This is a genomic window from Neobacillus cucumis (assembly GCF_002860255.1).
GTDB classification, from domain to species: domain Bacteria; phylum Bacillota; class Bacilli; order Bacillales; family Cytobacillaceae; genus Neobacillus; species Neobacillus cucumis_A.
Map to the genome: position 1 here is coordinate 179,533 of NZ_PGVE01000012.1, position 22,971 is coordinate 202,503.

18 protein-coding genes, 3 tRNA genes and 2 other RNA genes are annotated in these 22,971 nt (G+C 38.4%); 3 read left to right on the forward strand and 20 right to left on the reverse strand.

The features are described 5' to 3' along the window. Positions 1-141 precede the first annotated feature (141 nt). Genes CVD27_RS01735 through CVD27_RS01745 form a run of 3 tightly spaced genes read right to left on the reverse strand, consistent with a single transcriptional unit; the run spans position 142 to position 4,492 of the window. Positions 142-1,437 carry an ABC transporter substrate-binding protein gene (locus CVD27_RS01735; RefSeq protein ID WP_101646171.1) on the reverse strand — a complete coding sequence of 432 codons (1,296 nt, stop codon included), beginning with the start codon at positions 1,435-1,437 and terminating at the stop codon, positions 142-144. 47 nt (positions 1,438-1,484) lie between these two features. After that, the gene (locus CVD27_RS01740; protein ID WP_257984222.1) at positions 1,485-2,669 is read right to left on the reverse strand and encodes a response regulator transcription factor; all 1,185 of its coding nucleotides are present in this window, start codon (positions 2,667-2,669) and stop codon (positions 1,485-1,487) included. Between the two features lie 29 nt (positions 2,670-2,698). Next, positions 2,699-4,492 (reverse strand): cache domain-containing sensor histidine kinase, encoded by a 1,794-nt coding sequence (locus tag CVD27_RS01745; RefSeq protein WP_101646172.1) that lies wholly within the window; start codon positions 4,490-4,492, stop codon positions 2,699-2,701. A gap of 337 nt (positions 4,493-4,829) precedes the next feature. On the opposite strand from CVD27_RS01745, the gene CVD27_RS01750 reads away from it, so the two are divergent. Further along, positions 4,830-5,309 (forward strand): hypothetical protein, encoded by a 480-nt coding sequence (locus CVD27_RS01750; protein WP_101646173.1) that lies wholly within the window; start codon positions 4,830-4,832, stop codon positions 5,307-5,309. 27 nt (positions 5,310-5,336) lie between these two features. Here the strand turns inward: CVD27_RS01750 and sstT are convergent, their stop codons facing one another. The 11 genes from sstT to CVD27_RS01805 form a co-directional block, all read right to left on the reverse strand. Beyond that, entirely contained in the window at positions 5,337-6,575 is a 1,239-nt protein-coding gene (gene sstT / locus CVD27_RS01755) for a serine/threonine transporter SstT (RefSeq protein ID WP_101646174.1), read from the reverse strand. Positions 6,576-7,100: 525 nt separating this feature from the next. Beyond that, positions 7,101-8,606: an alpha-glucosidase/alpha-galactosidase gene (locus tag CVD27_RS01760; protein WP_101646175.1), complete on the reverse strand. Its 1,506-nt coding sequence runs from the start codon at positions 8,604-8,606 to the stop codon at positions 7,101-7,103. Between the two features lie 113 nt (positions 8,607-8,719). Then, on the reverse strand, positions 8,720-9,619 hold the full coding sequence (locus CVD27_RS01765; protein WP_101646176.1) for an AraC family transcriptional regulator: 900 nt from the start codon (positions 9,617-9,619) through the stop codon (positions 8,720-8,722). A gap of 15 nt (positions 9,620-9,634) precedes the next feature. After that, positions 9,635-9,964 carry a DUF1904 family protein gene (locus tag CVD27_RS01770; protein ID WP_101646177.1) on the reverse strand — a complete coding sequence of 110 codons (330 nt, stop codon included), beginning with the start codon at positions 9,962-9,964 and terminating at the stop codon, positions 9,635-9,637. Positions 9,965-10,101: 137 nt separating this feature from the next. Then, positions 10,102-10,186: signal recognition particle sRNA small type (gene ffs / locus CVD27_RS01775), an RNA gene on the reverse strand. Further along, a tRNA-Asn gene (locus CVD27_RS01780) sits at positions 10,186-10,257 on the reverse strand. The genes ffs and CVD27_RS01780 overlap by 1 nt, the downstream gene beginning before the upstream one ends. 31 nt (positions 10,258-10,288) lie before the next feature. Then, a tRNA-Thr gene (locus CVD27_RS01785) sits at positions 10,289-10,364 on the reverse strand. Positions 10,365-10,438: 74 nt separating this feature from the next. Next, positions 10,439-10,801: a transfer-messenger RNA gene (gene ssrA, locus CVD27_RS01790) on the reverse strand. A gap of 9 nt (positions 10,802-10,810) precedes the next feature. Further along, positions 10,811-10,901: transfer RNA gene (locus tag CVD27_RS01795), tRNA-Ser, on the reverse strand. 205 nt (positions 10,902-11,106) lie between these two features. Continuing rightward, positions 11,107-11,997: an NAD(P)-dependent oxidoreductase gene (locus tag CVD27_RS01800; RefSeq protein WP_101646178.1), complete on the reverse strand. Its 891-nt coding sequence runs from the start codon at positions 11,995-11,997 to the stop codon at positions 11,107-11,109. A gap of 149 nt (positions 11,998-12,146) precedes the next feature. After that, positions 12,147-13,850: a M6 family metalloprotease domain-containing protein gene (locus CVD27_RS01805; RefSeq protein ID WP_101646179.1), complete on the reverse strand. Its 1,704-nt coding sequence runs from the start codon at positions 13,848-13,850 to the stop codon at positions 12,147-12,149. Between the two features lie 379 nt (positions 13,851-14,229). On the opposite strand from CVD27_RS01805, the gene CVD27_RS01810 reads away from it, so the two are divergent. Together CVD27_RS01810 and CVD27_RS01815 are read left to right on the forward strand one after the other, a co-directional pair. Beyond that, the gene (locus tag CVD27_RS01810; protein ID WP_308301710.1) at positions 14,230-14,637 is read left to right on the forward strand and encodes a hypothetical protein; all 408 of its coding nucleotides are present in this window, start codon (positions 14,230-14,232) and stop codon (positions 14,635-14,637) included. Between the two features lie 461 nt (positions 14,638-15,098). Next, the gene (locus tag CVD27_RS01815; RefSeq protein WP_101646181.1) at positions 15,099-15,716 is read left to right on the forward strand and encodes a DUF47 domain-containing protein; all 618 of its coding nucleotides are present in this window, start codon (positions 15,099-15,101) and stop codon (positions 15,714-15,716) included. 24 nt (positions 15,717-15,740) lie between these two features. Here CVD27_RS01815 and CVD27_RS01820 read toward each other — a convergent pair whose 3' ends face one another. The 6 genes from CVD27_RS01820 to fdhD all read right to left on the reverse strand — a co-directional run bounded on the left by CVD27_RS01820 (position 15,741) and on the right by fdhD (position 22,935). Further along, complete coding sequence (locus CVD27_RS01820; protein ID WP_101646182.1) at positions 15,741-16,463, reverse strand: YwaF family protein; 723 nt, start codon at positions 16,461-16,463, stop codon at positions 15,741-15,743. Positions 16,464-16,701: 238 nt separating this feature from the next. Continuing rightward, on the reverse strand, positions 16,702-17,790 hold the full coding sequence (locus CVD27_RS01825) for a hypothetical protein (protein WP_101646183.1): 1,089 nt from the start codon (positions 17,788-17,790) through the stop codon (positions 16,702-16,704). A gap of 396 nt (positions 17,791-18,186) precedes the next feature. Next, positions 18,187-18,321, reverse strand: coding sequence for a BA3454 family stress response protein (locus CVD27_RS27710; protein ID WP_142384061.1), 135 nt, complete (start codon positions 18,319-18,321; stop codon positions 18,187-18,189). A gap of 387 nt (positions 18,322-18,708) precedes the next feature. After that, the gene (locus tag CVD27_RS01830) at positions 18,709-19,920 is read right to left on the reverse strand and encodes a YecA family protein (RefSeq protein WP_101646184.1); all 1,212 of its coding nucleotides are present in this window, start codon (positions 19,918-19,920) and stop codon (positions 18,709-18,711) included. Positions 19,921-20,195: 275 nt separating this feature from the next. Continuing rightward, a complete protein-coding gene (locus CVD27_RS01835; protein WP_257984223.1) occupies positions 20,196-21,884 on the reverse strand; it encodes a multicopper oxidase family protein in 1,689 nt (562 codons plus the stop codon). A gap of 262 nt (positions 21,885-22,146) precedes the next feature. Further along, the gene (gene fdhD / locus CVD27_RS01840) at positions 22,147-22,935 is read right to left on the reverse strand and encodes a formate dehydrogenase accessory sulfurtransferase FdhD (protein WP_101646185.1); all 789 of its coding nucleotides are present in this window, start codon (positions 22,933-22,935) and stop codon (positions 22,147-22,149) included. Positions 22,936-22,971 lie beyond the last annotated feature (36 nt).

The window sequence follows — 22,971 nt, forward strand, 5'->3', positions numbered from 1 at the left end:
CTAGTAATCGTTTCTTATTAATGAAAATTATAGAGGAAGACGAATGGATTGGGGATGGCATGGATTGATTAGAATTTCGTCTTAAATTGATATAGATTTGCTACCTAATAATAAAAAGGCCCCCAAACGGAGGCAGAAGTGTTATTTCAAAGTGGACTTAGCCTTATCCCAGGATCTTTGAAATTCTTCAAGTAATTGCTCGCGAGTAAGCTGTTTTCTTACGTACATCTGCATCGCCAGTCCAAACTCTTCTCTTACACCAACTGGGAAGTCCGGCCAATTGGAATCTAGTATTTTCCCTGCTTCGTAGTAGGCAAGCGTATCTTTAGCCAGCGGCCCTACATCGTCCACTTTTATGTTTTTAAACGCAGGAATATATTTGAATTCATTGGTCATAAACCTTTTCCCCTGCTCGGAGGAAACCATCCAGTTTAAGAATTTCTTTGCTTCCTTCTTCTTCTCTGGTGTGGTTTGTTTGTTGACAACCCAATAGTTCGGTCCACTGACGACTAAGGCGTCATTCTTCCTCTCATCATTAATGGACAGGGGCAGAAATCCGATATTCATATTTGGCGAGATCTGGTCAAGCATGGGCTGCACCCAGTTGCCCTGCTGGATCATTGCTGCTTTTCCTGTGGCAAATAAATTGACTTCCATATTGTAATCCGTAGAGAGCGGATTTGCATTTCCATATTTTAATGTAACGTCCAGGAGATGGATGGTATCTTTAAATTTTTGATTGTTAGTGATCTTTTCTGTTCCGTTATTTAGGGCTTTTATAAAAGAGGCTGGGTCTTCCTGCTGGGCAAAGGCGATGTTCAACAAATGGACACCCAGTTTCCACTCCTCGTAATAGCCGATTGCGAAAGGCATTATGCCTGCTTTTTGCAATTGTTTGGCTGCTAAAGTTAATTCAGTCATCGTTCTAGGAACGGATTCAATACCTGCCTTTTTAAATAAATCCTTATTATAAATGAAACCATACCCCTCCAGGTTTAGCGGCATTCCGTAAATTTTATCATCAAATTTCATTGGTCGTAAAGCTGCTGGATAGGTATTTTCAATCCATGGCTGATCTGAGAGATCCTCCAAGTAGTTCTTCCACAGGATGGCATTTTGATACCCGGTATTCGTGAAAATATCAGGACCATTGCCAGCAGAAATCTGTGCCTTCAGATCGCTTAAGTCGTCTGCAGCACCGCCAACTGTGTGAATCTTGATTTTTACATTTGGATTTTTCTTTTCATAAACGGCTGCCATTTGTTCAAACTGCTTGGAAATTTCCACTTTTGGATTCCGAATATCCAGCGTAAGCTTATGTGTTGGGGCTTCTGCTTCTTTTGGCTTCGGCTCTTTCAAACTAGTCGTTTCACAGGCTGAGAGAGAAAGACACAAGATGGCTAGACAAACCATAGGTAATCGTAAAGTCCTTTTCATTCCTATCCCCCATTTATGTGATGTCATTAGAAGGATATGGCCACATATCAAAAGCCCCCCGTTTGTTGCTTTTTTATATGGTTTCGATATTCAAAAGGGGTTAATCCCATGACTTTTTTGAATAGTTTTGAGAAGTATTTCTCATCCTGGTATCCGAGCATGAGAGAAATAGAAAGTATACTTTCATCTGATTCTCTTAACCTAGATTTTGCTTGATCAATCCTTAGTTTCGTCATGTATTTGGACAGGGTCATGCCCGTTTCTTGTTTGAACTTTCTGGAAATATGTTCACGACTTAAGAAAAATCGGCTTGAGAGTTTTTCCAGCGTTAGCTCTTCCATGTAATACGTGTCTACATAATGAACAATGTTCCGCATGCGGCAGGCATGATCTAAATCGTTCAAACGGTGAATCGCTCTGAAATGTTGATCTTCCCACTCCATTTGTAAAGCTCTATAGGAAATAGGAAGACCCTCCAATGACTTTAAAGATTCACCGTCTACAAGACGAACAGGAATATCAAACTGTTGGCTGATCCATTCTTCAACAGATAACCAGATTCCTTTTACAGTAATCACCAAACAAAGACTATGACCATTCTGTAGTTCAAAGGCGTTTCCCCATTCCTGATGTTCGAGCTCTTCAGCTAACAGCTGGATATACGGAGCCGAATGATGCATTTGGTAAAAAGAAATAAGGGTAAGGTCATATTCGTCAGCCGTTGGCAGAGAGGAAGCAATTTCGGCAGGGTCGAAAAACTCCCCTAGGCAAGCCTCTGTGACCATTTGATTGATACGGAGTCTTTTCACATCGTCATATACACCCGCTTCTTTGTATTTACGGTCTGCTTCTTCATTTGCCCATGATTTTACCGCCTCTGCCAAGGTGTGATTAAAAGGTTCCGCCTCAATCGGTTTTAGTAAATAATCGAAGCTGTTGTGCTTAATGGCTTTTCTCATAAAGGAATAATCGTCAAACCCTGTAATGAAAATGACCTTGCCGGGATAAGAAATGCTGTCGAGCCACTCAATCATTTCGATCCCGCTCACGCCAGGCATTTTTACATCGGTAAAAATGATCTCTGGTTTTTCCTTCTGTATGATTCTTTTTGCTTCTTCCCCGTTTCTGGCTTCCAATAGCTCTTTAATACCATTTTTCTCCCACTGGCCCAACTGGCGTATGACATAACGGACGTTGAATTCATCATCTACAATGAGAGCTTTCATTCCCATATTCATCTCCCCTGCTGTTAACTTTTAGATTACATTATTTCGAGTTTTTGACTGGCAAACTTTGATTCTACTGGAATCATTAATCTAACAATAAACCCTTGTCCTTGATTGGTATCTATTTCTAAACCAGCCTTTATCCCATAATTTAAGACCAAACGGTCATGAATATTTTTCAGACCAATATGCTCGGCTGAATAAGATCCTTCATTTGGTTTGGTATAAATATTTTTTCGAAGGATTTGCAATTCTTCAAACGTGATACTGGATCCATTATTTTCTACTACAAGGCAGAGTAGTTCTCCTTGTATTTCTCCATAGATGTTCAACTGTGCATCGTAGAAACCTTCTTCATAGCAGTGTTTAAAGAAGTTTTCCACGAGCGGCTGGAGTGTCATACTTGGAATCGTTAAATCAAGAATCGTTTCGTCCAGATGAATTGTATAGGTCCATTCATTCCCAAAACGCTCCACTTGTAGAGAAAGGTAGGTTTTTATGTAATCCACTTCCTCTCGGACTAAGACCCATTGATTGGCCCGTATGGAATATCGCATCATTTTGGATAAAGAGGTGACTAATCCGTAGACGTTTGGCGAATTGAATCTAAGCGCAACCGCACCTATGGTTTGCAGGGCGTTGAATAAAAAATGCGGATTCACTTGAGACTTTAATGCCCTTAATTGATTGTTTCTATTTTCAATTTCCAGTTTGTACTCGCGGGCAATATGAAGATTGATCCGATTCATCATTTCCTTTATGTGTTTTTCCAGGTGCCCAATTTCATCTTGCCCGTTGTCATTGAAGGGAACATCCATATTCCCTGCTTCAATGCTCTGCACTTTTCTACTGAGCAGCTTTATGGGTCTAGTAATCATGTAAGAAATAATACCGATCATTAAAAGTCCCAAAAATCCGACCCCTATCCCTACAAGGATGTTGGTATAGGCGGTCTGTCTAACATCGTGAAATATTACTTGTTCGGGTGTGATCTTTACTAACTTCCATTGACGTAAAGGCCCTGACAACGTTCTGGACAAGATAATCTCCTTGCCCGTTTTGACGCCTGACTGCTGAATAGATGTTAACAAATTGGTTGGAACCGGTTTTCCTATCAGGTGTCGGTCACTAGCGTACATCACTTGGTTCTCCGAATTTACAAGTAATACGGATTCCTTATCATTCTGTACAAGGCTGTTACATAAGCGGGCATAGGTTTTTAAATCAATATCAAGCGTAATGATACCCAGAAATTTGTTCGAAAGTACGTCCATTACTTTATGGTGAATCGTTAACACTACTGTGTTATCTGATTGAGGAACAATAGCTGCATCATTATAATTCTCAATCGGATGAGGCGGCTCAATTAAATACTTTGAATGAGAGTGATAAAGCTTTTTAATCGAACTCTCCTTTACTAAATCCGGCTGATATTTACGGGTACTGACCATAGCATTATAAACAGTAAATGATTCTTTACTTTTATCAATATAAAAACGAATCTGCCGAATTTCGTTACGCATAAGATAAAATGTTTCGATACTATTTTTCACTGTAATAGGGTTGAAATAAATGGAATCTTGAAACCCATCTTCAAAGATTCGGAACAAATCAGGATTACGGTAGGTAACATATGGGAGGCCGACTAAATCTTCAAAGTATTGCTCTAGTTCATTGGATGCTTTCTCCATTTGATTGCGGCTGACTTCTAGCTCATGCTGTTCCACGAGCTTTTTGGTGTAACCATAAATAAAGAAAACCGTCAAAAAATACGGGAGGATGATAAAAATAAGAAGCATGAGAAATAAGCGGCTTTGGATGCTTTTCATGTGTGATGCTCCTTTTGTTGATGAAATGCCCTTACTTAATAGTAGAAAAAAGATCCTATTACTCTTTTATAAATCTAATTCTATTTAATAATGTCGTCAACATGAGACAATTTAGTAAAAAAGAAGACAGAGAATGTCCTGTTTTCCTATTAGGATGGGATTTGGCAGCGATTACGGAGTGAAATGAAAACGCTACTAGAAAAAAGTAAAATGAAACTTAGGAACTAGTTGAAAGAGGAATATAGGTAGATAAGATTAATTTTTATTTGAATGTAAAAAAATGTATACTATCTCCTCTTTTACACACCATATAATAAAAAGATAAGGAGTTCTACAAATGGTAGCAGCAATCATTAGAATTGGACTCTTTTTGATATCGTGGTTCTCAGTTTTCTTAATTCCCAAAAATGATTTTAAAAAATTCACGCCTGTTGCTTTGTTCGCGACTGTATTGCTACTAATAGAAACCATTTTATCCGTTCCTTTTAAATGGTGGACAGTAAAAGGCGGTCCTTTAAAAAAAGCAGTAAATGACTTTAGTTTTATTTTTGGGCCATTCTTTGTAGGAACCATTTGGATTTTTCGTTTTACTTACGGAAAACCTTTGATTTATATGATTACTAATGTATTAATGGATGCTTTTCTTGCCTACCCAGTCAGTTGGGTGATGCAAAAGCTAAACGTTTTTAAATTGGTTAAGTTTAAACCAAAACACATATTTTTTACTGCCATTATTTATGCACTTGTCATCTACGGATTCCAAATGGTTATCTCTCATTCTAGATTTAAAAATAAGAAAAGCAGTGTGTCTCATTGAATCACACTGCTTTTCTTATTTTATTTATTAAGAAGCTTTTTGAATGGTAATCTTTCTTCCTTCTTTACGCCACTTCTTAAATTCAGCGGTTGCTGTAAAAAGAACATATGTTGAAGAGTTAAGAGCCGTTTCAAACGAATCTTGTAACACACCGATGATAAAGCCAACTCCAACCACTTGCATGGCAACATCAGATGGAATTCCAAATAGGCTGCATGCTAGAGGAATTAATAAAAGTGATCCACCAGCAACCCCAGAAGCACCACAAGCACAAACAGCAGATAATAGGCTCAAGATAATGGCAGTAGGGATGTCCACGTGAATGTCTAATGTATGCACAGCTGCAAGTGTTAAAACAGAGATGGTTACTGCTGCTCCAGCCATATTAATGGTAGCACCCAACGGGATGGATACAGAATAGGAATCTTTATCTAATCGTAAATCTTCACATAATCTCATATTTACAGGTATGTTTGCAGCTGAACTGCGAGTAAAGAATGCGGTAATGGCACTTTCTTTTAAACACTTAAACACAAGTGGATATGGGTTTTGTCTGATATTTACAAACACAATGATTGGATTGATCACAAAAGCCACAAAGAGCATGCATCCAATTAATACCGCTAGTAATTTCCCATAGCTTAGTAGAGAGTCGATTCCATTCGTAGTAATCGAATCGATGACTAGCCCCATAATACCAAATGGGGCGAACTTGATCACCCAAGTTACCATTTTGGATACAGCATCTGAAAAGTTAGATATCAATGTTTTTGTTGTATCAGAAGCATTTTTTAATGCCATACCAAGAATAATCGCCCATGCTAAAATACCGATATAGTTGGCATTGTAGATGGCTTTAACTGGGTTATCAACTACATTCAACAATAAGGACTTGAGAACTTCTACCACGCCGCCTGGAGCTGTCACGTCCTCCGCACTTTTGGCAAGGGAGATGCTGACTGGAAAGATAAAGCTTACAATAACAGCAAATAATCCTGCTAAAAAGGTTCCTAAAAGGTATAGGATGATAATAGATTTCATATTCGTTTGATGTCCTTTTTTGTGCTGTGCAATGGCTGACATAACCAAGAAGAGCACCAATACGGGTGCAATGGCTTTTAACGCACCGACAAATAATGAACCTAAGATGACCACAGGTTTGGCAGTTTCCGGAATCGTTACCGCTAAAATGATGCCGATAATCAAACCTACAATGATTTGCTTGACCAGACTGATTTGATTCCATTTTTTAATTAGATTTTTCACAGATAATCCCCCTAAGAAGTATTAGATAAAATTTCATCAGTCCAAAACCAATTTTTTTAAAAAATATATCGGCCTATTTCACTAGCAATCCTTAACTAAATGAAACAGGGAGCTGAACAATAGCATACGAAAACAGTAAAAACGTTCGGATTTTGCGAATCTAGTACTCCTTAACGAATATTATTATAAGGAAGTTTTAGATATATTACAATACTAACGTTACTTTCTTTTGAATAACAATTTTATCCTTGAAATCACGCATCAGTAAAATACGAACATTCGGGAATTGCGTATTTTGGTGATTAAATCAATCCGATCCATTAACTTAAGTGAGGAATTATAATATATTAACAAAATTTGGAGTTATATTAACAAAAATTTAAATATATTAACAAAATCGGAGTGGATTTCAACAAAACATAAAACAATATTAACAAATTTCAGCTTATTTTAACAATTAAATTTATTCCCTCATAAAAAAAGCAAGAGGATGACCAGGATTCCCTGTACCATCCTCTTGCCTTTCTAATTAACCGCTGTTGGGCGTTCTTTGGCTTTGTTAGATTCACCAGCAACTCGATTGGCAGCTTCTCTGTCTTGTGCCATTTCCTCTACTGTTTTCACACGAAGCCTTGCTGCTCCTTGATTTTGTTTAGTCGGTATGAGATTACCAGAAGCAAGCCTTTCTTTAGCTTTTTCAATGGCTACTTTATATTGTGGTAGCCATTTCTCTTGTGCCACCAGCATTTCATCTGTAAGCTGCCAAATTTCCTTTGGATTACAAACAGCACCTACAAGCGGATCCATCATCATTGCTTGACGCAATAATAGGTCATCCCCTTGCACTGCTGCCTCTACTGCAAGTCGTTGAACAGAAATACTGACATTACAAACTGCTGCACACCCCAGTGGCAAGTCTCCCACCCTTGGCATGCTGATCCCATTCCCATCCACATATCCTGGAGCCTCGATGATGGCATCATCAGGAAGATTCGATATGACCCCATTATTGACGACATTGAAATGGCCACGATAGACTCTGCCAGTTTCTAACCCTTCAACAATATAAGAACCATGTTCCTCACTTCGATTTTCTGGTTTATAATCAAGAGCAGGATCTTTCATCCAATTGGGAAAATCCGTTTCAAACCAGTTTCTACTTTCAGTACAAATTCTCAAATAGCCTCCGGTTTCACCATTAATCCAGCTTCCGAGGTCAATCCAATCAGTAATTTCTTCCGGACGTTTCCGGTACCAAGGTAAATATTCGCTTAAATGCCCATTAGATTCTGTACTGTAATAGCCAAAACGTCTGAGCATATCGATGCGCACTTTTTCGGTTTGACTGTATTCCGGATGTTTTTCAAACCCTTCCAGCAACTTTCCTGTCATGTCTGACCCTTTGTGTCTAACTTGAACATACCATGTTTGGTGGTTGATTCCGGCACAAACAATATCGACTTCTTCTTTTGTTAATCCAAGGACATCAGCAATTTGTTTATGCCCATGCTGGACACCATGGCATAAACCTATAGTCCTCACCCCGCCATATTTATTGCAAGCCCAAGTCATCATCGCCATCGGATTGGCATAGTTCAACAGCAAACAGTCTGGCTCTGCCACTTCACGAATATCTTTACAGAAATTCAAAATCTCGGCAATTCCCCGCTGGCCATACATGATACCGCCCGCACAAAGGGTATCGCCCACACATTGGTCAATTCCATACTTCAACGGAATATCCACATCCGATTGAAAAGCCTCAAGCCCGCCGATTCTCACGACTGAAAAAATATACCTTGCATCTCTAAGAGCCTCGCGTCGATTGGGGGTGGATTGAATTTGAATATCCAGTCCGTTTTCATGAATATCACGCTGGCAAAGCTCAGTTACCATCGCCAAATTAAGAGGATTGATATCCGTAAAAGCTACTTCAATCTGCTTAAATTCTGGGACAGATAATAGATCCCGTAACAGTCCTCTTGTAAAGCCAATACTTCCTGCTCCGATAAAGGCTACTTTAAATGACATGGACAACGCTCCTTCAATAATAGTTTCTAAAGAGATTTTATCAACTATTTATTGTTAACGTTATCAAAATAGTAACTTCCTTTTTGATCGGATTTATAAAATCCTCACTTTTCTCAAACTTTCTCCCAAGAGGCAAATTCCTTTTTATGCATCGCCGTTTTCCGATATTCAACAGGGGTCTGATGCGTATGTTTTTTAAAAAGAGAACTAAAATATTGCCTGCTATTTATTCCGATGTAATCCGAGATTTCAATGAGCGGGATATCCGTTTCGGATAATAACATTTTGGCCTTTTCCATTCTAACAGAGGTAAGATATTCCATAACCGTTAACCCGGTGTGTTTTTTAAAAATTCTATGTAGGTACCCTGGATGAAGATTGACATCTGCCGCAATATCCTTCATCTGGATATCACAATCATAATTTTCATGAAGATACATTAGCGCCTGTTTGACATACATATTTGCTTGGTGCTCTGGTTCATTTGCTATGGTTTCAACGGCCAATCTCGCCATTCGAATGAATAGTTGAGAGAGCAAAAGATGGACCATTAATAGATTTTCTTTGCCTCTTTCATCCATTTCCAAAACAAGACTTTTTAAAATTGGATATACCTCATTGGCATCCTTTAAGAGAAGATAAGGTGAATTCATTTTCAAAAAACGGGCAAAGGCCGGATCTTCTTCAGCAATGTTCTTAATGGATGGAAACACACCTTTTCTTTCATGAAATCGAAATTCAATGTTTAGCATTCTGCAAGGACTGCCCTTCTCCACTAACAGGCGATGGGGGACTTCGGCATCCAGGATAATGAAATCCCCTTTTTTCAATTGAAGTGACGCTCCCTCAGTTTCTACATTGCAATGCCCCTCAATAACGTACATAATTTCAACCTGATTATGGGCATGAAAAGGCATGGAATAGTTATCCCACTGTTTAAAGTAATAGGCAACAACCTCGGGAAGAAACTCTCCTCTCAATAACCCACTCTCATACAGACTGTTTCTCTCCATGTAGCCCTCCCAACTTTATGCAAAATGTTTTCCGTTATAGTAATAAGCAGCCTCCAAAAATACAGTAAAGGCCACTTCGACTTCAGGGATATCTAATGATTGCACGTGTTTGGTGATAATATTAGCGAATTGATCTTGAACTTCCTGACCTCTTTCAAACCATTTTACCTCGATAAAAGGAAATGCTGAAATTTCCGCTTGATTAAAAACGAAAGTTGAGTTTGGAATTTCTAACGAAAAATTGTCCGTATCACAATGGCAAAGGCCTGCTAGCTCCTCTACTAACGGAATACTGATCTTTTTTACCTGATCTACTGATAGTCCTTTAAAAATTAGTTGGGGCATTTTTTTCCTCCAGAAGTTTTATTGGGTGTATACATTTTAACAACATCTAGAGCTTTTTCCAACACATTTAATAGATAGCCATGAACAAAAAAAAGCGCAAAACTCACAAAGAGTTTAGCGCTTTTTCGCTTTCGTCCTATGTAATAACCCACACAATTTCACCAGTTATGGCTGCTGCGTTCCCGCCCTGACCTGTTCCTAGTGTCCTTGTTGGGTTATGACTCCGCAGGTAGGACTCGAACCTACGACCGATCGGTTAACAGCCGATAGCTCTACCACTGAGCTACTGCGGAAAAATGATTATTTTGCTATCGCAAAAAACTCTGGTGCCGGCTAGAGGACTTGAACCCCCAACCTACTGATTACAAGTCAGTTGCTCTACCAATTGAGCTAAACCGGCTTATGTTTTGATTGAAGTCATGTTTTAATTTTACATAATCTCTGAACGGTTTTCAAGATATTTTTTAAAAAGTTAAGTGGAAATGATGGGAGTTGAACCCATGTGCAAAGATATTGACACTTATATATCTACGAGTGTAGTCAGTACATTTTGCTTCGCTTACTCCTTTAGCTAACTGACAAGCTTGGGAGCAGCTAGTCTGGTTAGTCTCTTCCGTCACCCTCAGACGGTGGATTTCGGCGTAGTCCACTTAAGTTGAGTCCCCGGCCCTGCCACATGGACGATGGAGGGAGGAACCGCTAACGACTGTTTTTAGGCAGCGAAAGCGAAGTTGTTGTTTTGTTTGCCAGTTATTAGGCTTTATCGTTTTAACGAGGCCGAATCCCTCGACTCGCAATATAAGCTCAAACTATCCCTGTCGATACCAAGACATTCCCATTGTCATATGGCAGAGAAGAAGGGATTTGAACCCTCGCGCCGGTTACCCGACCTACACCCTTAGCAGGGGCGCCTCTTCAGCCTCTTGAGTACTTCTCTGGAGAAAAAACATTCGCGTAAGCTCCGTTTAGAACTTACAAAACAAATATATCATCCATCAAAATTGGAAGCTAGCTGTAAATTTTGGTAGTACCAAAGACCTAATTCCCGCCGTGATTATTCCAGCGAAAATTGATGTGCTCCTATGAATATTGATAGTAAATACTAAAAATCCCAAGTGATACTAAATCACCTGGGATCTGACCTATTTTACTTTTTCGACTGTAATTCCTGCCCATTCTTCATAGCACTTAATGACCGCACTCATATCTTCTGCCCCATAGCCTTTCGCTTTGGCCATTTGAAAGATTTCTTTCACGATGGCTAGAACTGGAGTGGACACTTCTAATTCTTTTGCTACATCTGATGCTAAGCCCAGATCCTTATGTATTAAATTTGTCATAAAGTGAGGAGTAAAATCACGATTTATAATTTTAGGTGCTTTATTATCAACCTGGCCGCTTCTTGCTCCTCCACCATTGACAACCTTCACAAAGACTTCTGGGTCAATGCCAGCTTTGGCTGCCATTGTGACAGCTTCCGTGAACGATAATAAATTGATGGCAGACATCGTATTATTCGCTAACTTGGTGTAGGAACCCTTCCCATTTTCACCCATATAATAAGCGCCTTGTCCCATGGATAAAAACAAAGGCATACATCTATCATAAATGTCTTTCTTACCGCCAACCATAAACGTTAAAATCCCTTCAATGGCTTGTGGCTCACTACCTGTGACTGGAGCATCCAGCATTTTAACATCATGGTGAGAAAGTTCTAACGCCAGCTTTTTACTCGTCGATGGAGAGATCGTACTGGAATCAATAACGATTAATCCAGGATGAGCACCGTAAATAATACCGTTCTCACCAAGTACTACTTCCTCTACAGCGGCATCTGCTGTAAGCATAGTGAATACAATGTCACTTTGTAATGCCACTTCCTTAGGGGAACCTGCGATGAATGCTCCTTCCTCCTTTAAAAGATTCATTTTCTCTCTTGTACGATTAAAAACAGTAAGTTCAAAACCATCTCTAAGCAAATGCTTTGCCATAGGAAGTCCCATGGTGCCTAAACCGATAAAACCAATTTTCATCCCATTACCACTCCTTTTAAATCAAAAAATAGGTCCACTTTAGAATTCAACTACCACTTCATAATTTCCTTTGGGAATATAAATTTTTTTGTTTTCTTTCCATAAAATAAACCGGAAGCCTCATTCGGCTGCCGGCTTATTCATGCGACCTATTTTTCAAAACCAGCTGTAAAGCTGATGGATCCATCGCTATTTTCTTTAATATTTTTCACAAAAATGCCCGTGTAATTGGCAGATGTTCCTGAACCGTTGGAGAAATAATAGGAACCAGAGTTTGGTGTGGAGGTTGGGCTAAATACTTTTCCCGTCGTGTATAAATCACCCGCATCTCCACTATTGCTATTTCTTTCCAAATTCCATTGGTTATCTGCTTGCATAACTGATATGCCATAATGAGTTTCACCTGTGGAAGGGTCAACATTTACTTGCTGTTTGCGAGATTGGAACCAGTTTTGAGCTTCATTTGGCCGCCAGAAGTTTCGTTTCAATACGTTCTCATCGACATGATAAATGGCTAAGCCGTGACTTCCATAACGGGAGAGTCCTAAATCAAACGTACCTTGCTGTTGCTGGCGGTTCTCAATTAAGAAATATTCACTGCCATGCGAACCTGGAACAACAAGTTTCACTGCCCCTTTTTCACCCGATGCAGGTTTTAAGGTGAAAGTCTTTTGACCGGCATCAACTGTCACCGGGGTCTCAATTCCTAAGAATATTTTCGACCAGGCATCAAAATGAACCGGCGAATTTCCGGAATATGGAGCGGCGTTTGGATAACGAGTCCAGCTGCCTGATGCCATAATGGTGTAGGCACCAACGGCTTCGGAGTCATAACCGTAATCATACAAATCGGGCAGACCAAGCACATGTCCAAATTCATGGGCATACACACCAACCTGCGGTGGATATGGGCCGCTGACAGCTCCTAAATAACCAGTTAAGTCTCCACCTACCTCCGGCTCGATCGCATAGCTGTTGACTTTCACCCCATCAACGGTAATCTTATGGGCTTCATAATCCCAATTAGCCGGTTCTACACCATTTTGCGCATATTCATTATAATAGGCAGCCTCACTTACTTCCCATTTATGAGACCAAATGATGCTAGGATCTAGATTCCATTCCGCCCCTGTTCCAGGGTGAATAAGGAAAATATTTGGCACTTCCCCGTTAACGGCAAATTGGGAGAAATCCACTTGGGCATCCGCAGCTTTTACTGCATCATTTACCAATAAGGCCATTGTGTAGTCTCCATAATCATTTGAAACAACCCCAACTGGCTTGCCGATTTCATAATAGCTGTACGGATGTGGCATTTGAACTTCTACCACTTCTCCGGTTACATTTACTTTTCCATAAGAGGCTTCCTTATAATAATTTTTTAAAGTTCGGTTCGTAGGTGCCGGTGTGCCATTGTATGTGGTGTATTTGTCAAACTGATTCATTGTATAAGGGTTGTACTCCTCACCAAACAACAAATCATTTAACTGACCTAATGGCATGTGATCATATGAAACTTTTGTCGGTACTTCATCAGGGAACTTCAAATAAAGGGCAATTACTTTTTGTTCGGAAGTTATCGGCTGAATCCCGACGGTTCCTTTTGGATTTAGTTCATGAGGGCCTTTTATTAAATGTGCGGGCTGATGTGTGGCAACATCAATCCCCTTCTTTTTAGCTGCTGCGATCACTTCTTCTGGCAGTTTGACGCCTTCATAAGCCGCAGTACGATTGTGAATAGATGCGTCCGCTTTTTTGGCTTGTACGTTTGGTACCGAATTCGCAGCTGCACTCGATAAAATTAAAGCCGAAGTTACTCCACCAAATAAGCTTATTTTCCAACCTTTTTTCACCCTACCAACTCCCCGCTAAAAAAATGAATATACCTACTAATAATTCCTTAGGAAAGCTAAATTTCCCTTTGATGAAAGATGATAAGTTTTGATGAATAAAAAGAAGCTTTGTCGAAATATTTATGAATAAAGATTATTTCAATAGGTATCCGGATTATTTGTTTAGTTTTACCCTTAGGCACTGATAAACCATATGGCTCCCTGTTCCACCTCATTGTGTTGCAATCACCAACAAAGGTATCGAATGTTAATATTTGGATAATAATGACTCCTACAGAGTAATTTTTTAAAGGGTGTTTTAATGATTGGTCTTACTGTCGCAATAGTTATATTTAATTTTATAGCTCTTAAAATTAGAAAGCGGCTTTCGCTAAGTCAGATGGCCCATATTTGGGCATTTACAATTGCTTTCCAAACGGTCTTTGACGTTTATGTTGATTTTAAACTCCATGGTTATTGGTATTTCTCAAAAGGCGTGGATTGGAATTCATTTTTTGCACTCATTTTTTTAGTCCCGCCAGTTAATGTCATTTTTTTAAATTACTTTCCTTATAATCAGGAACTTTGGAAGAAAATACTGTATATCATTGGATGGGAAATGGGGTTATTACTTTACGAGGCAATAACGTTATTTCCAGAACCATGGGGGTATTTTCATTACGGCTGGTGGACGTTATGGCATTCCCTATTCGTCAACCCTATTCTGTTGATGATACTGGTTGGTTACTTTAAATGGATTTGTAAATTAGATAAAAGATCTACAGTCAAAACCGAGATGAAATATTAATATATGCAGAAACGAATGTATCAGGATATGCTGTTACATTCGTTTCTTTTTTTGTTAAGGCTCTTTTCGTAAACTTTGTTGCTTTTGGATCTTGTAAAGGACCAATTACTAAGTTTCAGGGCAATTTTCGCAAATATTCTTACGAAAAGATGCCACGATGCAAATAGTTATACGGGTCGATGAACTTTTACGAAAAACAACCATTTTTGCGAAAATAGCCTTTGTTATAAAATTGTCCATTTTCATAATAATTTAGATTTTTGGTGTGTAGTTAGGTTGTATGCCGTTACTGCCTGTCCATGAAAAGCATTTACTATAGTAATGCATTTGAACTACTGTATCGTCCATATGAGTACTACTCGTCTGTATACTTCTGAACCATATACAGTTTTCTTATTTCTCACATCTAATGGTTCATGTATTTTGAGGTTTTACAAATTTGATAGTGTGGAGGAACTATATTGGCATTAAAAAAGAAAGATAAGTTATTTGTTCAGTTAGTCTGCATTTCATTAAATTTAAAGGAAAGTGCGAACCATTTCTCTGAGTTTGTGTTTAACGAAATAAGTGACCCTGAAACCTTTGCTGAAAAAATGAAAGAATATGAATCCATTGGAGACCAATTGGTTCATGACCTTATTATTGATTTAAATAGTGTGTTTGTTACTCCGATTGAGCGTGAGGATCTTTTATCCCTTTCTTTAAGTATGGATACTATTTTGGACGGTTTAAACCATACATCTGCGTTATTCGAAATGTATCATGAGATCGAAAAAAACGACTATATGCTCCGATTTGTGGACGCAATCAAAAAATGTATTGATGAGATTCATTTGGGCGTTGAGTTACTCTCCAACAAGAAATTGCTCAATATTCGTGAACACATTTTAAAAATTAAAGAATTAGAGTCTAATTGTGACAATATCTTACGAGAATCCATTAAACAATTGTTTGCCTTTGAAAAAAATCTAATCAAAATTATTCAATACAAAGAAATCTATGAAAACCTTGAAGAAATTGCCGACGCCTGCAAGTCAGCAGCTAATATGTTTGATACGATTATTATGAAAAATAGTTAAAGCAAAGAAGCAAAGGGACGGTTCTCATGATTCCGAATCACGAGAACCGTCCCTTTGCACCCTTTGTAATACACCCATAGGGATATACGTGATGCAAAAAACAATCAATGCTGCAATTTCTAGATTTATATAATACATAATTCCAGTCCCGAAAAATGTTAGGATGGTTTTGGCTTCTGTTGGACTGGCTAGGTAGAAAAAGTTTGTGCCCAGCAGCTGATTCAGGATAAAAATAGGCACAGCAATGATGTTAGCGATTACATAACTGGATAGTATTGCTTTTCTAGGAACCCTGTAACCTTCATAAAGGATAAAGTACAGTGCAGCTAATGGAAGGAGTGAATGATGCAGGAAATATTCGATAAATCGAAAATGAGGAAATGTGTAGACCATTTCTGGTGTAACCATCGCTAAAAATGGAGGAAGAGTACCAATGAAGTAAAACAGATAAAACACTTTTTCATTTCTTTTCAGGAATAAGTATATGGCTAAAAAGGTACTAAGTGAACAGAGTTGTAAAGGAAGATCACTTACAACCCATTGATGAGTTAGAATTAACCATAATTGCTGGGAAATCTCACATGCTGGCAACAATATTAACAACGTCCATTTAATCATCTGCGGGTATCTCTTTGGTTTATTTCTTAAATACACTAAAACACCGCATGCCATAAAGAAAACCACTAACGTAGCAAGATGAGTTACAGAAAACAACTGGAATCCATGCATTCCTGTAACAGAAAACATGATGTCATCACCACCTCTCGGTACGATGTAATGCTGTTAATTTATTTGTATTCAATAACATAAATGAATGACATGATTTTATTTAATGAGAGAGCTAAGGTTTCTATGCAAACTAAGTTTTGATTAAGAAGAGTCTGGGTTAAATGCAATAAGCAGTGTGATTACTTTACGAATCCACTGCTTAAACTTGTTATTAAATGTTTATTTCTTTAAGTGTACTTTTACTTAAATAGGAGAATCAGTGGAATCGAACACCCGTCCCTTTGGCATATTTCAACGTTTTCCCAGCTGTATAGGCAATGTGGGCATTACCTAGATTATCATAAGCCAAGGATGCCATGTTGCCGCCGTCAGGATCTACGATCTCTACAACCCATACACCCGATTGATCGCGAGAGGCTAATTTTAACTTGTTTTCATCACCAAAGGCGATTCGGTAACCATGTCTAATTCCAAGTTCTAATGCTACCGATGGTGCAACTGGATAAACGGTATCCGTTACCATTTCTTTATGTGGCTCTTCTAGACCAAGTTCGAAAACAGATGCCTTTAGCTTGCGGTTAGTCAGGTCAGCGTAAGCTACACACCATTGAGTAGCTCCCGCTATGGAAGTAGGTCTCGCCACTTGAAAATGGTCGTTATCGAGGAGGGCTGTATAGCCGACCGTGCCTTCGATAGGGTCAAGTATTCTCGTCACCCGAACCTTTGTGAGGGGCGGAAGTGCCGGATCCGGTTCACCTTGCTCGAGTTCCTCGATATACGATATGAGGAATGTTTCTGAATCACCATCGAATACCATTGAAGGGTAAAGACCTTTGTCCCACGGATAGTCTTCTGGTATTACCAACATTCGCTTAAATTGTCCCTCCACTTTTCTAGTAAACCCCAGAGAGTTTGAGGTTAAATCATGATAAGCAAAGTACGGAGTGTCGCGAAGCTCGGGGGTTAATCGTCCCGAATGAAGTCGAAAATCAAAACCTGAAACACCACGTGGGTCACCAAAACGGCTCGTTGGGATAGCATTTAACTCCCAATGGTTGTTTCGTTTTACTCCATAGGTGAGAAGTCCATCATAGGATAAATAAGCAATGTGTGGATTCCCTTCAGAATCAATCCTGAGGCAAATCGTAGGGTCTGAGCCCCCGACGAGACCAGCGCTCGACACTTCCTCCTGAACCCATGAACCGTCAACTCTATTTGCGAGTATAAGTTTGCGCCCCCCATCGGCATAAGCAATATGAGGATTGCTGTTCTTATCGAGAGCCAAACAAGGCATTCCTTCGACGGGGCGTGAATTGTCAACCGTCTCAAACATAAACTGTGCCATCCAATTCTCCTCCATAGAAAAATTCTTTATCAGACGAATTTGCTCATTCTTTTTATGTGATTTATTTCTATCCTCTGCCCAGCATTTTTACAATCTTGTACAAGTCATTCTTTCATTTCATTATTTCTTTTTATATAAAAGTTCTTGGCCGCGCTATGTACCATTTAAAAAAGTTCAAAAATCATTCTAATATATGCTTAAAATGATAAAAATAGAACAAAATAATTCCTTTTTGATTTAATCCAATATAGAAATTGACAAAATATAGTAAACTCACTTTACTGCCCTTTATTTAAACAAAAAAAGGCCGCCATTGGCAGCTGGATAGGTATGTAAAAGAAGCTATCTAAAATCTTTTCTAAGGGTGATTGTTCAATTCAAATCAGGATTATGTATTTAACTTGCCCATTGTTTCTGAACTTGTTCTTTCGCTATGCGATAAACCTCTTCTTCTGTTTGATCTTTGGAAGCAATGACGTTGGTTTGATATATTTTCCCATTAAGAGTTACATAGATGGTATACTTGTACATTTTGTTCTATCTCCTTTTTTAACTTTTTTTTATTTTACAAATAAACTGAAATGGAGAAAAGCTATAAAATAGGTCAAGATTTGACAAATTCTCTTCTTAACAAAGATGAATAGGAGTATTAACAAAGTAAATGATTGGAGAAAATAATAAAATCAATAAATTTTCTAATAATGTATGTTGTTATATTTTTGAATAGGAAGAAACATGTCGAAATATTTATGTTCTAGACGGAGGAATTATTCATGAATAACCAGCTTTTAGAAAAAGATTTACATGAGGTTATAAAAAAACCCGCACACCATTTTGTATCTGATGTGCAGATTTGTCTTACCATTTATTATACTATTGAGCAGTCCCTTTAGAGATCATATGGAACAATTCTTACCATTATCTCCCGCAACACTTTTTATATTTCTTGCCACTGCCACACGGACAAGGATCATTTCGGCCAATTTTCTTCTTGGATGCAAAATCAATAATCTTATTTTCGTCTGGTAAAGTTAGCAGCGAATTACGTTCTTTTGCCCCTAACTCTCTTGGGGTATATCCTTTGAGACCCCATTGCCTTGAGTTATTCATCATGTTTACGACGTGGTCCATAAAAGCTTTAAACATATCGATCGTTGTGATCTCTAGTCTGCTTTGCAAATACTGAAGAATATCATTTGGACTCTCTCCAATATTTGTGGCATAAACACATTCTTCAACAATCCCATCGGCTTCTTCCCTATCGATTTCATAGTTTTGAGTTAAAAATTGAACAAATTGTATATAGCTAGCATTCCGTTCAATATAATCCGGTTCACCGGCTTTAAGAAGTTGTTCCTTAGTAAACGGGAAAAATGCCAGGTCTTTTCTCATTTGATGTTCCATTTTCGCTTTTTTTGAATCAAACACTCTGAAATCAGAAAAACCGATTTCATCCCTATGTATTTGCTTATAATATGAAATGGCATGGTCTATGACAGAAAGATAATTTGAAAGCCTAACAGGTTCATTCGTATATTTTTCTAGCAAATCATGTAATTCATTGATAGTTAAAGTTCCGTAATAATAAAGCAAACCTTGTGTAAGCCTGATCCACTCCGAATTTCTACGGCAGATGGCCGATAATTGCTGATCATTTTCTTGGAAAATTGGATGATGAACGATTTCCACAGGCATGGCTAAAATCCTACCACCTTCATACGTTCCAGTAAAGGCGATTCCGCTCTCACGCAAATAGGCGGCTTGTTGTTGTGCTAAATCTGGGTCAACGATATATCCACCATTACGGATGATTTGTTTCATTAAATCATAGCGCTCTTGATCGATGTTCGTGAACATCATTTCAAGTAAAAGCGGAATCTGTTTGCTTAATAAATCAATTAATTCCCCTTTTTTTAATTGGCTGGCGCCTTTTATCTCAAAACGTCTTCTGATATCACTTAATTCATCTTTTGAAAGCCTTGTGAGCGCGTCTTTCAGGCTAAAAGGGACCGAAATTTCACTCCAGATTTTTAACTCCTGTTTTTCCTTCATTTTTCGAGTCATTTCTTTGCTTCTTTCTAGAGCGCCGAGTAATTGTTCATTGATTTCTTTCTCCTGGATGTTATTCATGATGTTGTTCACCTCTGAAAAAATTATAATGGATTAGGAAACATATACTTTTAAATGATGATTTGATAAATATGTGTACACATTTTTCCGTGTTTCATTATAACAGAAAAATATATTTAGTGTTTAGAGCATTCATCCGACTCCTTATTTGACGTCCCATTAATCAGTCAATGGATTCTAGTTTTAAATACTAAAAAAATAAAAATTAAGTATAGGAGAATATCTCCTATACTTATAATCATGTTAAGATTTACACAAATCTGGCACTATTTATCCTAATCATTATATTTTTTAATAACAATCAAAGGTCTCATCATCTCGTAATCCTCGTGTTCAAGAATGTGGCAGTGCCATACATATTCTCCTGTATAATTTTTAAAGTGAACAATGATTCTCGTTACTTGTCCAGGTTCGACTCTTACTGTATCTTTCCAGCCCATTTCACTTGGGTCTGGATCAACTGGATTCGATACAAATTCTATACCTCCACCGTTGGTAATCCATTGATTTGCATTAAACTTGTTTGGGTTTACATTAAATTGCTGCCGGCCGAGTATCTGGAATTGAACCAGATGAAGATGAATGGGGTGAGAAATGTTTGGTGGAATGCCAAGAGGCCTAGTCGGATCAAAAACAGGGTTCGCAAGTTCCCAAATTTCGATTGTATCGTACTCAGGAAATTCAGTCACAGGGTCACTAAACTCAAGGTTATTTAGGGTTAACTTAATCCTTCCAAAACCATCTACTTCTTGAGACATAACAAATCTTCTTGTTTTTACGGCCTTTGCTTCTTCTAATTTGTCAAATGGGCGAAGGTTTTGGGGCAATGGAATGGAATCTCCTCCTTTATTGCCTACTCTAAACTGCATAACTTCTCTCTTATGAATATCAGGATTTCCCTGAAGATCTAATTCTTCTGTTTGGAGGATTATCGTCTCACCTTCTAAACCTGAAAAATCGATAATGACATCTACACGTTCCGCAGGATCGAGCGGAAATTTTTGTATTGCCTTAGTTACACTGATCAGTCCGCCATCAGTGCCTAACTGCCAGAAGGGTTGCCCATTGGATAATTTAAAAGTAAACCCGTTCGTATTAGATGCATTTAACATTCTAAAGCGGTACTTTCTTGGCTCGACATGAAGATAAGGCCATACCTTTCCGTTAACCACCATGGTATTCCCAATAAAAGCTCGGACAACAGAAGGATGGACAAATTGATTTCTAGGCGTTAAATTATCCGGATAAAATAGTGAGCCATCAGATCTAAAGCTTTTATCTTGTATCATAAGCGGAATATCATATTTCCCTCTAGGAAGGTCAAGGCTCTGTTCATTAAAATCATGAAGTAAATAGAAACCTGCCAGGCCGGCATAAAGATTAAGTCTTGTGACTCCCATTGCATGGTCATGATACCAAAGGGTTGTTGCCTGCTGTTGATTTGGATATTCATATACTTGTCTGCAATATTTTTTACCTACATATTCGTAATTGCGTGTGAACCATGCTTCTGGATGACCATCACTATCGGGAGCCACATTGTGACCATGGAGATGCACAACCGTACGGACCTCTGGACTATCCATAGCATCCTCTAAAGTTTTATCCACTGGCAAAAAATGCTTTAACGGCAAATTATTGATCCATTTTACCCTAACGGCTTGCCCTTTCATTGCTTCAATAGTGGGACCAGGATACATACCGTTATAACCAAAGATTGTAGCAGCTTCTTTAAAGTTCCTATGAAATCTATGCTTAGCACTCTTCATTTCAACCTCATAATAAGGACAGCCATTTTCTCGTGAGACAGGATTTAGTACTTTTGGAATGGGAAGCTCATCCACAAATTTTGGAATAGCCCCAGGATTGGATGCATCTATGATAAAATCAGTGTTTTTAGTATCGCTGCTTTCTTCATAGCCACTACTCTCTTCTTCCCCGGGGAGTGAATAATTCTCTTCCAAATAAAATCACCTTCTTTTTAACTTTTTCATAGAAAGTAAAATGAATATAGTAGTACATTAAAATAGGATTAAATTTTTTCATCTCTTTCTCATGAATTCCTTATATTGTATGTAAAAAAAGACAAGCCCGTTAAGGACAATTCTCTAAAAAATCTATTCATTATCGTTTCTATTTTCTATTAACTAATTTTAGTAGAAACTAGATAAAACAATGCCAAAGAAATTCCCTGGCATTGTTTCCATTTCGTTATTAAACTTAAAGTTAAATTGTTATTCGATCCTGATGTGTATAAATATTAAAGCCTCTTCCCCTGATAAAACCCACTGCCGTAATTCCAAGCTCTTCAGCTAGATTCAGAGCAAGATTTGTCGGAGCAGATTTGGATAGGATGATACCTACGCCAATTTTGGCTGCCTTGAGCAGGATTTCTGAGGAAATTCTTCCGCTAAAAGCAATGATTTTATCCTTTAATGAAATTCGATGAATCAAGCAGTAGCCAAAAAGTTTATCTAAGGCATTATGCCGTCCGATATCAGTCCTTATTATCATCATTCCACTTTTTGTACATAGGGCGGCATTATGGACACCACCCGTTTGCTGAAAATAAGCCGAGCTTTCCTGGAGCTGCTTCATTAAATGCTGGCATTGCTCTGGAGTGATGGTTAGCTTGGTCATAATAGTCTTAGCTGTCCTAACATCATTATGAAAATAAAATTGACGTCCTTTTCCACAACAGGAACCAATGAATCTCTTGGAATGGAAATCTTTACGGATCGATTGCTTATTAACCAAGTCCACATATGCGAATCCCTGATCCTCATCGATTTGAATCGATTGGATATCTTGAAAAACGCGAATCACACCCTCAGAAGCAAGAAAGCCCACCACCAATTCAGTTAACTCCGAGGGTGTACATACCACCGTAGCAAACTCTTCCCCATCAAGAATAATAGTCAGTGCCGATTCCACAGCAATGTCATCCTTTTCTTTGGTAAAGGTACGTCCGTTATATTTAACAACGCTTTGAGAAGTCGTAATTTCACTTAACATGATACACCCCTCCCATCGTTTTTCAACTCAAGTCTC